Source organism: Streptococcus sp. GS001, assembly GCF_021595565.1.
Taxonomy (GTDB): Bacteria; Bacillota; Bacilli; order Lactobacillales; family Streptococcaceae; genus Streptococcus; species Streptococcus xiaochunlingii.
The window spans coordinates 70,017-83,855 of the sequence record NZ_JACSYJ010000003.1; the positions used below are offsets into that span (position 1 = coordinate 70,017).

Below are 13,839 nucleotides of genomic sequence, written 5' to 3' on the forward strand. Positions count from 1 at the left end.
TTATTTATTTAAAATAGAAAGAGTTTCAAGCAGGTTGTCTGCATGTACTTCAATCGTGTCGCCTGAAGCTTTGATTTTCACTTCTACGACACCATCAGTTGCTTTCTTCCCAACAGTGATGCGGATTGGCAAACCAATCAAGTCACTATCGCTAAATTTAACACCGGCACGTTCGTTGCGATCGTCTACCAAGACTTCGTAACCGGCCTTGATCAATTGATCTTCAATCTTGCTTGTCAATTCAAGAGAAGCTTCGTCTTTGACATTGACTGGAATCAAGTGTACATCAAACGGCGCCAATTCTTTAGGGAAGTTGATACCCCAAGCGTAACGGTATTCACCTTTTGGAGTCTTGTTAACAAAGAGGCGAGCGTGTTGCTCCATAATGGCTGAAAGAAGACGACTGACACCGATACCGTAGCAACCCATAATGATTGGTACAGCACGGCCATTTTCGTCCAAGACATCTGCTCCCATACTTGCTGAGTAACGAGTACCCAGTTTAAAGATGTGACCAATCTCGATCCCACGCGCAAAGTTGAGAACACCTTGTCCGTCTGGTGAGATTTCACCCTCACGCACTTCACGGATATCGACATATTCCGCAGTGAAGTCACGACCTGGGTTGACACCCGTCAAGTGGTAGCCATCTTCGTTGGCACCAACAACCGCATTGCGGCTATCTTGCACCTTGCGGTCAGCAATAATCTTAACATTTTCAGGAAGATTGACTGGGCCAAGAGATCCAAAGTCCGCTCCCAACAATTCTTTCACTTCTGCCTCAGTTGCAGGTTCCAAGAAGTCCGCTCCAAGGTGGTTTTTCAACTTAACTTCATTGAGTTGGTCGTTGCCAACGAGTAGGGCCACAACTGGCTCCTCGTCTGCGATATACACCAAGGTCTTGATGGTTTGCTCTTCAGAGATATTCAAGAAGGCTGCGACTTCATCAATCGATTTGACACCCGGTGTTTCCACGCGAACCACTTCTTCTTCCGTCACAACACGGTTGCTTGGTTTGTAGGCGTTGGTTGCCATTTCCAAGTTGGCCGCATAGCTTGACTCACTTGAGTAGGCAATGGTATCTTCACCAGAAACCATCCATTTGAGCAATTCTGCCTTGATTTCTTCTTGCACTTCTGCAGGAATCTCGTCAAATGACGCAACAGACTTGTCTAACACCACCCAACGGTCAAGGTCTGTACGAGTAGGGGTGATGGCCATAAATTCTTGGCTATCCTTACCGCCCATGGCTCCACCGTCACCGATGATGGCTTTAAAGTCCAAGCCACTACGAGTGAAGATACGCTCGTAGGCTGCCTTGTACTCATCATAAGTTACATCCAAGCTATCGTAGTTTGCGTGGAAGCTATAACCATCTTTCATGATGAATTCACGCGTCCGAAGAAGTCCATTACGTGGACGTTTTTCATCACGGTATTTAGGCTGGATTTGGTACAAGTTCAGTGGCAATTGCTTGTAAGACTTGACAGAATCACGAACAATCGCTGTGAAGGTTTCTTCGTGAGTTGGGCCCAAGATAAAGTCTGACTTCTCACGATTTTTCAATTTATACAAGTCTTCACCGTAAGTTTCATAACGGCCAGATTCGCGCCAAAGGTCAGCACTGAGAAGGGCTGGGGCCAACATCTCAACCGCACCAATCTTATCAAATTCTTGGCGCATGATCTTCTTAGCTTTTTCGATCACACGGTTAGCAAGTGGCAGATATGAATAAACACCTGCTGAGACTTGACGAACATAACCCGCACGGAGCATCAAAGCGTGGCTGATGACCTGCGCATCACTTGGCATTTCGCGAAGTGTTGGAATAAGCATTTTACTTTGTTTCATTCAGATTCATTCCTTTTCTATTTCAAAAATAATTTCATAATATCGTTCCAAGTAACGGCAATCATCAAGATAACCATGACCGCCACTCCAGCAAGGGTCAAGTAGGTCTCTACCTCCTGCTTGAGTGGTTTCCGACGAACCAGCTCGATCAGATTGATCAAGATTTTTCCACCATCCAAGGCCGGAATGGGGATCAAGTTAAAGATTCCGATATTGATGGACAACATGGCCATCAGGGACAGGATAGCTGGAAGTCCAAGCTCCGCGGCTTGCGAACTCGCTTTGTAGATCGCAACCGGACCACCCAACTTGTTCAAACTAAAGTGGAAGATGATATCCTTCAAGGCCGTTAAGATACGAGTTGCTGTGTACCAAGTATCTGTCACACCTGACAGAAGCTTATCGAGGAAGCCCGTCTTGACAGCATTGGTCACACCGATATAATAGCGTCCACCATCTTCTTCTGGTTGGACCGTCACTTTTTGAGTCTTCCCGTCTCGTTCATAGGTAATCGTTATTTCTAGATTTTTTCCTTGGTTACGGGTTGCCTTCTGAACAGAATCTGTCAACTCATCCCAGTTGGAAACCTTATATTCATTGATCTGAACGATCTGGTCATTGTCTTTCAAACCAGCCTTAGCTACCACTCCTTGAGGAACAACCTGAACATGGTTGCTATAGTAGTCCACTGCTCCTCCTCGCATAAAGGCTAGGAGAGAGTATACGACAATACTCAGAATAAAGTTGTTCATAGGACCCGCAAAGTTGGTAATGAGTCGTCCCCAGATACTAGCATTTTGATACTGCACATCTAGAGGAGCAATCCGTACTTCTGTCCCATCTTCCTCAACGATGGTCGCATCATGGTGGACAGGATAGGTCTTGGTCTCTTCGATGACGATTCCTGTGATTTCAAGTTTATCCTCAAAATCAAAATCTGTGACATTCATGGGAAGAGCCGTCTGGTCGATATTTTTCCCAGAAAGGTTGATCCGAACAACTGTTCCCTCAGGGTTCAAAGTTAGACTGACTGGCGTTCCTGTCTTAATCTCTGTCGTATCTTCGCCCCAGCCTGCCATTCGGACATAGCCCCCCAATGGAAGGATTCGAATAGTATAGGCTGTTCCGTCTTTGCCTACATGGGCAAAAATCTTTGGCCCCATCCCAATCGCAAACTCGCGAACAAGGATGCCTGATTTCTTTGCAAAATAGAAATGGCCGAACTCATGTACCAGGACAATGACGCCAAAAATGATAATAAAGGCAATAAATTGCATATACGCTCCTTCGTTTTATCTGATGATGGGATGATTTCTGTTTAAAACAGATCAAAGAATAGCATCAATGGGAAAACAAAAATCAAGCTATCAAATCGATCCAAGACACCGCCATGACCAGGAATAAAACGGCCAGAGTCTTTCACTCCAAAATGGCGCTTGATGGCACTTTCGACTAGGTCACCAAACTGAGCTGCTATACTGAAAAGAATGGTAAAGAGAATCATGGTCATCCAACCGTAATCCCCCGCAACGGTGCGATCTAGCATCATAAAGATCATCGTCACAACAACAGCACAAGCGATCCCGCCTAGACTTCCTTCAACAGTCTTGTTGGGTGACACTCTTGGCAAGAGTTTTTTCTTACCGAACTGGCTCCCAATAAAGTAGGCCCCTGAATCCGTCGCCCAAACAATAAAGAGGGCCAAAAGAATCTTATCTACACCTGCTAAGCGTGCTTGAATCAAGGCATGGAAGCCAAAACCAACATAAAAACTTGAAGCAATCGGATAGACAACCTCGTCATAGGTGTAGCCTTGTGCCAAGACAGTCGTCCCCATCAATAATAAGACCAAAAGGCCATAGGCGATAAAATTGCCACCTGCTGGCAAGAAGGGAAGGTAACTCTCTAGGGGCAGCGCCAATACAAGAGCTGCTAGCATGGCCAATGCCCCTTCGATGGTTTCAGTCTGCAGGCCTTTCATCTTCAACAATTCATGAACACCCAACATAGCGATGAGTCCCACTACAATCTGGAACACAAGGCCTCCCATAAGGACAACTGGGATAAAGAATGCTAGGGCGATTCCTCCAAAAATCACTCGCTTCTGTAAATCTTTTCTCATCTATTTCTCTCCTATACACCACCAAAACGTCGATGACGATGGCTGTATTCTTCTATTGCATCATGCAAGGCCTTTTCTCCAAAGTCAGGCCACATCACATCGGTAAAGTAAAGCTCACTGTAGGCTGCTTGCCAAGGTAAAAAGTTACTCAAGCGAAGCTCGCCACTGGTCCGAATAATCAGATCAGGATCTCGCAAGTCCTTGGGTAGACTACTGGTATACAAATAATTGGCAATGATCTCTTCTGAAATATCACCTGGATTTAAGTGCGCATCGAGAACTTCCTGGGCGATTTGTTTGACTGCTTGGGTCAGTTCCGCCCGTCCTCCATAGTTCAAGGCAAAATTCAAAATCAAGCCTGTATTGGAGTGAGTTAACGCCTCTGCCTTTTCCAGAGCCTCTAAGGTTTCCTTCGGAAGACGAGAAACCTCGCCAATCATCTGGATCTTCACATTATTTCTATGAAGTTCTGGAACAAAGCGATCGTAAAATTCAACTGGAAGATTCATGATAAAAGTCACTTCCTGTTGAGGACGCGTCCAGTTTTCAGTTGAGAAAGCATAGACCGTTAGGGCTTGCACTCCCATTTCTTTAGCTGCGATGGTTACTTCTTGCAGAGCCTCCATGCCAGCCTTGTGGCCAAAGACACGAGGTTGCATCCGTTTTTTGGCCCAACGACCGTTCCCATCCATGATGATTCCAATGTGCTTGGGCACTTCTAGGGGAACACTTAATTTTTCTTTCTTTTTAAAACGAAACATGTTTTTCTACCTATTTCACTGTTTTTATCGCTTCATTATATCATAAATCCGCTTAAAATGGCAGCCTAGCCCCTTTTCTAGGGGGCATCGAGCTAAAAATGAAAAAAGCGACCCTTTGATCGCTCTTTCTTATTATTCACCGTCGATGATAGAATCTGAGTCACCAGCGCCTTCAACTGCACCAGCTGTCACTCCTTCTGAAACTGGCAAAACTGTTTTAATAGCTGTCAATTCAAATGTGAGGTATACGCCATCCACATCCAAGACAACGGTTTTACGTTCAGTGTCTACTTCATCAACTGTTCCATACAAACCACCGATGGTAATCACTTCATACCCTTTTTGAAGCTTGTTTAAGCTCTCCATCCGTTTTTGGTATTGTTTCTTTTGGCTACGGCTCATGAAGAACATCATTCCGACCATTAGCGCAAGCATAAATAGCAAGGTTGTACCACTTTGCATCCCATTTCTCCTTTTTAAATCATATATGCTCTACTATAGCAAATTTTATAGGTATTTTCAATACGAACCCTGGATTTTCAAAAAAATAAGTCCTTAGATGGAGGTGTCCAGCCACTATCCGATCCGGATAGCTTTTCTAGTGCTTTCTTTTTTAGAAAAAGAAAAAACCATAAAAAATAGGTTTTTACTAATCGATTGTGATTCCATATTTTTCATGATTTTTATCATACCATTCAATCAACAACATCGCTGTTTGATAGGTAATGTTTTTAATTTTACTGGTTCCTTTTGTCAAGGTAGCTAGACTCATCTTACTAATATCTGTCTCAGTTGCTACTCTATAACTTGTCACCTTTCCATCCACCATCAATTGAACGACAGCTTCAACTTTCTTATAATCTTTTGTCGAATAAATATCAATTGGATTTTTCATAAAATCATCCTATCCCCTCAAATTTAGTCTTTTATATATTATATAATTTATTTGTTCATTTATATGGAAATCTTGCTTACAGACGCTTTCTAAGGCATTTTCATGCTGTATTTAGCATCAATTCATGAAAAAACATACCTATTTTTTATCATTTTTCACTTTCTGGGAAAAAAAACGATAAAACTATACCTTATATATTTTTCTTTTGTTGACATAAAAAAGGCTAAGAATTTCTTCTTAGCCTTCTTTTTCAAACTGATTTTCTCTCGGTTATGGTACTAGATGTCCTAGTTATTCTTCTGAGTTTGTATTCTCTTTAATAACCAATTCTCCATCTTCCATATCCGCTAACAAGTGTTTAGCCTCAAGGTGATCCAAGTGGAAGTCGGTCACTTTGTCACGGATTTGTTGTTCAACCACCCGACGGAGTGGACGTACGCCCATGACTTCATCATAGCCTTCTTCGGTCATGTATTCTTTGGCCGCATCGCTCACTGTCAAGTCGATATCTTTCTTCGCAAGAGTTTTGTTCACTTCTACTAACATCAAGTCAACAATCTTAGAAAGGTCTTCCTTGCTCAAGTGTGAGAATTCAATCACAGCGTTGAAACGGTTCAAGAATTCTGGACGGAAGAATGGTTTCAAACGATCCAAGAGTTCTGGTTTGTCCGCATCTTCTGTCAAGTTGGCTTCGTAACCAAAGCCAGCATTTGAAGTAGCGATAATTACGGTATTCTTGAAGTTGACCGTGTTTCCTTGACCGTCAGTCAAACGACCATCATCCAAGACTTGAAGAAGGAGGGTGATGACTTGAGGGTCCGCCTTTTCAATTTCGTCGAGAAGGACGATAGAGTATGGATTACGGCGAACGCGTTCTGTCAAGGTATTGTTGTTGTCGTCGTAACCGACATAACCGGCAGTTGTACCGATCAATTTAGACACGGCTGTACGGTCGCTGTATTCTGACATGTCCAAACGGATGATGGCATCTTTAGTACCAAACATATCAAGGGCCAATTGTTTAGCCAACTCAGTCTTACCGACACCAGTAGGACCTACAAAGAGGAAGCTACCGATTGGGCGGTTTCCTTCGTCAAAGCCTGCACGGTTCCGACGGATTGCTTTGGCAACGGCTTCAACAGCCTTGTCTTGACCGATAACTTTGGTTTGCAAACGGTGACCCATATCTTTCAAGCGTTCGATATCAGTTGCACCCATTTGTGATACTGGAATACCAGTCATCCGTTCGACAGACTCTGCTACGTCATTGACAGTTGCAGTCACCTTGTGATCTTCTGTATGGTTTGCAATTTGTTTTTCCAATTCTTCGATCCGAATTTTTGCATTAAGGGCTGCTTCGTAATCTTCTTTAGCAGCTGCAACTTCTTGTTTCGCTTTTTCTTCTTCAATTTCATGTTCCACAGCATGGACATCTGTCACTGGGTGTTGTGCTGCCAAGTGAGCAGCTGTCACATCGACCAAGTCGATAGCCTTATCAGGCAAGCTACGTTGTGGAATGTATTGAACAGAATAATCAACTGCTGCTTTCAAGACTTCATCTGGCAAGACAACATTGTGGTGTTGTTGATACAATTCGCGGATTCCTTGGAGGATCTTGAAAGTATCTTCAGCAGATGGAGCATTGACCTTGACTTCGTTGAAACGACGTGCAAGGGCAGCGTTCTTCAAGATGGTGTTGCGGTATTCGTCTTGAGTGGTTGCCCCAATCACGGTCAATTCACCACGTGAAAGAGCTGGTTTCAAGATATCCGCAAGACCTTTAGATCCTTGACCATCCCCTGTGCTACCAGCACCAAGGATTTGGTGGATTTCGTCAAAGAAGAGGATAATGTTTCCAGCTTCTTTAACTTCGTTGACCAAGTTTTGAATATTTTCTTCGAAGCTACCACGGTATTGTGTACCAGCTTCTAGACCAGAAATATCAATGGAGATGATTTCTTTGTTCTTGATAGCAGCTGGGACATCCCCATTCACGATAGCTTGGGCCAAGCCTTCTACAACGGCTGTCTTACCAACACCCGCATCCCCTACAAGGACAGGGTTATTTTTAGTACGACGAGAAAGAATTTCAGAAGTTTCTTGAATTTCTTTGTTGCGACCGATAACTGGATCCAATTTTCCTTCACGAGCTTCTTCAGTCAAGTTACGACCAAGCTTCGCAAGGATTCCATCTTGTTTCATGCCTTTGCCTTGTTGGTGTTGCACTGGCTCACTTCCTTCAGTTGGAAGTTGACCCGTTTGACGGTAAATGGCGAATTCTTCCGGTGTTACTTCACGACCATTGATCATGTAGCGACGGCTTTCAGAACGAAAACCACCCATGTTTCCCATTAGTTGATTGAAAAGATCATCCATATTGTTAAAGTTGTTGTTCATATTGTTTACCTCTAATTTACATAATTTTAATTTGTTCTTGAAAATGAGTAGCTGATTTAGCTACTTTAAATTTGTTTACATAATTTTATTTTGCTATTAAATGAATAGCCTCGAGGGCTAGGATCTTGTATTTCTTCTTTTATCAATTAGTTTTCTATATTTTGGAAATAGCATCTCACCATCTCCTTTCCACTATTGATCCTGTAAACTCTTGAGATTTTCTCAACCTCTTTTTGTTTACATAAATTATTATAACGCAGTCTGATTTCTTTGTCAACACTTTTTACATAATTTTTTATATTTTTTAAAAAAATTTTTTCCTAAGACTAAAACGTTCATATTTATGCGAAAATTAGCGGGTAATCTCTAAACCAACAACTTTTATACATGAGCCTTATTGAAATAAAACCTCGATAAGGCCACAGCCATAGCTTCTTTCAGCTATGGTTTTTTGCGTCTGGAAAAGAAACCATCCCTTCCGTAACTTCCTAATGATACTGCACATCCTTCCCTCCTAAAATATGATATACTAAAGAAAAAGGAGGTGCCTATGTCTTCCATTCGTTTAATTGTCAGTGATATTGACGGAACTATTCTGGATCAGCAGCATCAGGTCGATCCCGACCTCATCGAACTCATCCCCCAGCTCCAAGAAAAAAAGATTCCTTTTATCTTGGCATCGGCTCGTTCTCCTATCGGGATTGCTCCTATCGCAAGAAGCTTGGGCGTCCATCAGGAACCTATCGCTTGCTACAATGGGGCTCTCATCGTCAAGGGAGAAGAGATTTTATTTGAACACAGCCTGGACAAAGATGAGATCCGCACCTTCCTCCATCATGTAGACGAACTAGATCCCAGCATTTCAATTAATTGTTATAGCGGGGCAGTCTGGTTCAACTCCAGAGAGGACCAGTGGACCCAAGTTGAGGCTTCGATTACTGGTGAGACGCCACAGATGCAGCCACTTTCTCAGACTCTCTCTGACGATGCTCTCCATCTACATAAATTACTCTTGATCGGCGAGACTCAGAACATTCAAGAACTCTATCAGAAGCTGGATCCACAAGAATTTCCGCAGACTGCCTTTTACCTTTCAAAAGAAAACTACCTAGAAGTCACCGCCAAGTCCGTCTCAAAAAGAGATGCTGTCCTTGAACTGGCTGCTTATTACCAGGTCCCTTTGGAACAGGTCATGACCATCGGAGATCACTTCAATGACCTCCCTATGATTCGTCTGGCTGGACTTGGAGTTGCCATGGGAAATGCTCCTGAAGCCGTCCAAAAGGAAGCTCAAGTTGTCACTACCAGCAACCAAGAACACGGTGTAGCGCAAGCTATCCAAGAGTATGTCTTACCGCCATCAAACAAATAGCCCATGGAGCTCCTGCTTTCATGGGTTTTCTAACTCACTGTTTTTTAACCCAGCCTCTGATAAAAGAAAAAGAAGCTAGGACTTGATCCTATCTTCTTTTCATTTTTATTCTACTGTTACGGACTTAGCAAGGTTCCGTGGTTTGTCTACATCAAGTCCACGGTGGAGAGTTGCAAAGTAAGCGATCAATTGGGTTGGTACCACCATTGAGATTGGTGAGAGGTAAGGGTGGACCGTTGTAAGGACGATATCGTCTGTCTCTTTGGCAACATTTTCCTCAGCGATAGTAAGGACCTTAGCTCCACGCGCTGCCACTTCTTGGATATTTCCGCGAGTGTGGTTGGCAAGAATTGGGTCAGACAAGAGGGCCAAAACAGGTGTTCCATCCTCAATCAAGGCAATGGTTCCGTGCTTGAGCTCTCCAGCCGCAAAACCTTCACATTGGATGTAAGAAATCTCTTTGAGCTTGAGACTGGCTTCCATGGCTACATAGTAATCTTGACCACGTCCGATATAAAAGGCGTTGCGTGTTGTTTCAAGAAGATCACGAACCTTATTTTCAATCAGTTCTTTCTCTGAAAGGGTTGATTCGATAGACTGAGCTACGATAGACAATTCATGAACCAAGTCAAAAGCCTTGGTTTTTTCATTGCCATTTGCTTCACCGACTGCTTTTGCAAGGAAGGCAAGGGCTGCGATTTGCGCAGTATAAGCTTTGGTTGAAGCTACAGCAATTTCAGGACCTGCATGAAGCAACATAGTATGGTTGGCTTCACGTGAAAGGGTTGATCCTGGCACGTTTGTCACTGTCAAGCTTGGGATTCCCATTTCATTGGCCTTAACCAAAACCTGACGGCTGTCAGCTGTTTCACCAGATTGACTGATAAAGATGAAGAGTGGTTTCTGGCTGAGAAGTGGCATCCCATAACCCCACTCAGAGGAGATGCCCAGTTCAACTGGTGTATCCGTCAATTCTTCCAACATCTTCTTAGAAGCAAATCCAGCATGGTAAGAGGTTCCAGCTGCAAGAATGTAGATGCGGTCTGCGTCTTGAACAGCCTTGATGATAGCTGAGTCTAGGACTACTTGACCAGCTTCATCTGTGTAGGCTTGGATCAGCTTACGCATCACCGTTGGTTGCTCATCGATTTCCTTGAGCATGTAGTAAGGATAAGTTCCCTTTCCGATATCAGACAAGTCAAGCTCAGCAGTATAGCTAGCACGCTCACGGCTGTTGCCATCGTAGTCTTGCACTTCAACGCTATCAGCTTTCACAATTACCAACTCTTGGTCATGGATTTCCATATATTGGTTGGTCTCACGAATCATGGCCATAGCATCTGAGCAGACCATGTTGTAGCCATCACCAAGACCAATCAAAAGTGGTGATTTGTTCTTAGCTACATAGATGACATCTGGATTTTCAGAGTCAATCAAGGCAAAGGCATAAGATCCACGGATGATGTGAAGGGATTTTTTGAAGGCTTCAAGTACTGACAAGCCGTCTTCTTCCGCAAATTTACCAATCAAGTGAACAGCGATTTCTGTATCTGTTTGTCCCTTGAAGTGGTGACCTGCCAGGTATTCTTCTTTGATTTCGAGATAGTTTTCAATCACACCATTGTGCACCAAGACAAAACGTCCTGTCTCAGAGCGGTGTGGGTGAGCATTGTCCTCCGTTGGTTTCCCGTGAGTGGCCCAACGAGTATGTCCGATACCAGTTGTTCCCTCAACACCAGCCGTTTTAGCAGACAATTCCGCAATACGACCAACCGCTTTCACCAAATGGTTCTCAGCACCACCTAGGACAAAAATCCCCGCAGAATCATAACCACGGTATTCGAGCTTTTCAAGCCCTTGAATCAAAATATCCGTTGCATTTGTATTTCCAACAACACCAACAATTCCACACATAGTATATACGACACAGACAAGCTGTGCTTTCTCCTTCTATAAAAATGAAAGAAAATAGGTATCCGTACTTGAGTTCCCTTATTTTCTTAGCCAATTTATAAAATTGGTCTAGTCTGATTCGATAGAAAAATTATCAGCGGAGTCAGTATACAATGCTTTTTTCTGTTTGTCAACCTTCAAAATATCAAAAATTGGTCTAGTTAAGAAAGGATTAAGAAAAACCTACCAACTTTTTTAGTGATAGGTTAGGATGATTGGCTTATTTTTAGATCGTCATTGATGCCAACTGATCTAAATGCCTATCGAGTAATTGTATAAGTTTCACTTCATTTTTTGATCTTTTTAATCATCAAATCAACTCCCAGCAAAACAACTATAATAATGAAAATATAGGCAAACATGGACTGACTCGATAGATGTTCCCCACTCGCATTCTTCAAGATGACTCCATAAGACTCTTTGTAATTAGTTACTATTGAAGTTGGCGCTTTATCAAAGACTTTATTGATTGCATCTTTCATTAAAATCTGTTTCAAGAGCGCATTTACCTGTGTAAGAGGGAACCAGGTCATGACCTGTTGCAAGCTTCCTCCTACAGAACCAATAGAAAGATAAACACCTGAAATGAATCCGATAAAAGTTCCAACTATTGTACTCAAAGTTGTAAATGCTGAACTGGTTCGAATAAAAGCTAGGATTGGCAGAATAATAGTTGCAGATAACATCGTTCCCATTGTGACAACTCCTAAAATAGATAAGTAGTCCATCATAGAATAGTCAAGAAGAGCACTAAAACCATTAAACATACCAATTGCAAAGATACAAGAGAACATGGTCATAATAATCCCAAATAAAATCGCAAAGACCGCATACGATAGTTCAATTTTAAAGTTAGAAACTGGACTGACTTTAAAGTCCTCACTCAATTTCTTTTCTCTATCCGAAACCATCACTCCAAATGCACCAAGAGTACTGGTCATTGAAATAATGGTCGTTAAACCTGAGATTAACCAATAATTGACCATCTGGATGGTGTCCGTAGAGGCGGTATCACTATTCAAAGCCTCCTTGATGGCATCAATCTGAATTTGTCCTAAAAAGACTTGATAAACCAAGATCAAGATGATGACCGATAAGAAGGACATAAAGAAAGCTAAGCGATCTCTTGTATAGACTTTCCGATTTCTAGAGATTAATTCAAGCATTCCCTTCTCCTCCTTTAGATCTTAGTAAGTTCAAATAAGCTGCTTCTAAATTTGAATATTCTACATTAAATGTTTCAATAATTGATTTTCCTTGATTTTCTGCAATAATTTCCATCATCTCTTCAACGGAAACATCCTTACATACGACTTCTGCCTCCGAAAGGATCTGACACTTATTAGCAAACTTAGAGACAGATAACGAATTGACTGGTTTACCAGGTTTTAACGTAAGATTCAGGTTAGTGGTTGAATGCTGTTTAATAAAATTGGCAATATCTCCTGAATAGTACAAGTTCCCTTCAATTAAGACATTTAAGACATCACAAGCAGCCATCTCTTCTAAATAGTGTGTAATTAGAACGACTGTCATATTATCTTTCTTATTCAACTGATGAATCGCTTCCCATAAATCATGACGAGACTGTGGATCTAAACCAGTTGTTGGCTCATCTAACAAGAGCAAAGACGGTTGTGGCAATAACGCTCGGGCAATATCTACTTTTCGTTTTTGTCCTCCTGATAAGCTGCCATAGCTTTTCTTTTTAAGAGTAGCTACATCCAAATAGGATTGCAAATCTCTAATACGCGTTTGTACTTGTGATTTTGATAAACCGTACAAGGCCCCCCGAGAAATCAAATTTTCCTCTACCGTTAAGTTATCATCTAGACGATTGCTTTGAAATACAATACCGATATGTCGATAAAAATCTTTCGTTGACAATGATTTTCCATCTAGTTCCCAAAAAATCTCTCCTGAACTTGGCTTGAAATTCTGAATCAACAAATTAAAAAGCGTTGTTTTTCCAGCCCCATTCGGTCCAAGAAGTCCATAAAATTTACCTTCCTCAAGAACTAAATCAATTCCTTTCAAAGCCTCAAAGGAACCATAGCTTTTCTTTACATTGTGTAATCTAATTTCCATTTTCTGACACCAATATCCTTTTTTCTTTCCTTGTACTCTCAGTATATCCAATTTCTATCCTCTAACGTGAGGACATTCATGTCCAGTATAGCCATCATTTTCACCAAAAAACCTGTGAAACTTCACAGATGTTCGAGAATGGAGACAAACTATTGTTTTACATAAAACAGTTAGATGATTATCAAAAAATGACTTTTATTTTTTAGTTATTTAAGAAGATCAAAAACTTTCCGCTGTGAGAAAAATGCCTGAAACGTAATTGTTTCAGGCATTCGGAATTATTGAGACCTTAGGCTCAATAATTAGTCATGGAACTTTGAAAAAGTTCGCTGACGTCCGTACTCACCTAAGGAAAGTTTTTCAGAAGACTTTATCTTCAATCTGAAACACCTGTGAATCT

General features: G+C 42.0%; 11 protein-coding genes. 1 reads left to right on the forward strand and 10 read right to left on the reverse strand.

All coding sequences use genetic code 11. From position 1 onward, the window contains the following. The 7 genes from H8S88_RS07130 to H8S88_RS07160 form a co-directional block, all read right to left on the reverse strand. A complete protein-coding gene (locus tag H8S88_RS07130) occupies positions 1–1,851 on the reverse strand; it encodes a proline--tRNA ligase (protein WP_125335769.1) in 1,851 nt (616 codons plus the stop codon). A gap of 17 nt (positions 1,852–1,868) precedes the next feature. Continuing rightward, positions 1,869–3,128: an RIP metalloprotease RseP gene (rseP, locus tag H8S88_RS07135; protein WP_125335767.1), complete on the reverse strand. Its 1,260-nt coding sequence runs from the start codon at positions 3,126–3,128 to the stop codon at positions 1,869–1,871. A gap of 41 nt (positions 3,129–3,169) precedes the next feature. Beyond that, positions 3,170–3,973: a phosphatidate cytidylyltransferase gene (locus H8S88_RS07140; RefSeq protein ID WP_125335765.1), complete on the reverse strand. Its 804-nt coding sequence runs from the start codon at positions 3,971–3,973 to the stop codon at positions 3,170–3,172. A gap of 11 nt (positions 3,974–3,984) precedes the next feature. Further along, positions 3,985–4,734: an isoprenyl transferase gene (locus tag H8S88_RS07145; protein ID WP_125335763.1), complete on the reverse strand. Its 750-nt coding sequence runs from the start codon at positions 4,732–4,734 to the stop codon at positions 3,985–3,987. Positions 4,735–4,866: 132 nt separating this feature from the next. Next, complete coding sequence (gene yajC / locus H8S88_RS07150) at positions 4,867–5,196, reverse strand: preprotein translocase subunit YajC (RefSeq protein WP_006595033.1); 330 nt, start codon at positions 5,194–5,196, stop codon at positions 4,867–4,869. Positions 5,197–5,383: 187 nt separating this feature from the next. Further along, positions 5,384–5,629 (reverse strand): hypothetical protein, encoded by a 246-nt coding sequence (locus H8S88_RS07155; protein ID WP_023022151.1) that lies wholly within the window; start codon positions 5,627–5,629, stop codon positions 5,384–5,386. A gap of 291 nt (positions 5,630–5,920) precedes the next feature. Continuing rightward, positions 5,921–8,026 carry an ATP-dependent Clp protease ATP-binding subunit gene (locus H8S88_RS07160; RefSeq protein WP_125335761.1) on the reverse strand — a complete coding sequence of 702 codons (2,106 nt, stop codon included), beginning with the start codon at positions 8,024–8,026 and terminating at the stop codon, positions 5,921–5,923. Positions 8,027–8,576: 550 nt separating this feature from the next. On the opposite strand from H8S88_RS07160, the gene H8S88_RS07165 reads away from it, so the two are divergent. Beyond that, complete coding sequence (locus tag H8S88_RS07165) at positions 8,577–9,398, forward strand: Cof-type HAD-IIB family hydrolase (protein WP_125335759.1); 822 nt, start codon at positions 8,577–8,579, stop codon at positions 9,396–9,398. A 105-nt stretch (positions 9,399–9,503) separates the two neighbouring features. Here H8S88_RS07165 and glmS read toward each other — a convergent pair whose 3' ends face one another. From glmS to H8S88_RS07180, 3 genes are all read right to left on the reverse strand, one after another. Then, entirely contained in the window at positions 9,504–11,312 is a 1,809-nt protein-coding gene (gene glmS, locus H8S88_RS07170) for a glutamine--fructose-6-phosphate transaminase (isomerizing) (protein WP_125335757.1), read from the reverse strand. Between the two features lie 326 nt (positions 11,313–11,638). Beyond that, positions 11,639–12,517, reverse strand: a complete 879-nt coding sequence (locus tag H8S88_RS07175; RefSeq protein ID WP_236128213.1) for an ABC transporter permease — start codon at positions 12,515–12,517, stop codon at positions 11,639–11,641. Beyond that, on the reverse strand, positions 12,510–13,439 hold the full coding sequence (locus H8S88_RS07180; protein WP_125335753.1) for an ABC transporter ATP-binding protein: 930 nt from the start codon (positions 13,437–13,439) through the stop codon (positions 12,510–12,512). Before H8S88_RS07180 ends, H8S88_RS07175 begins: the two co-directional genes overlap by 8 nt. Positions 13,440–13,839: the final 400 nt, after the last annotated feature.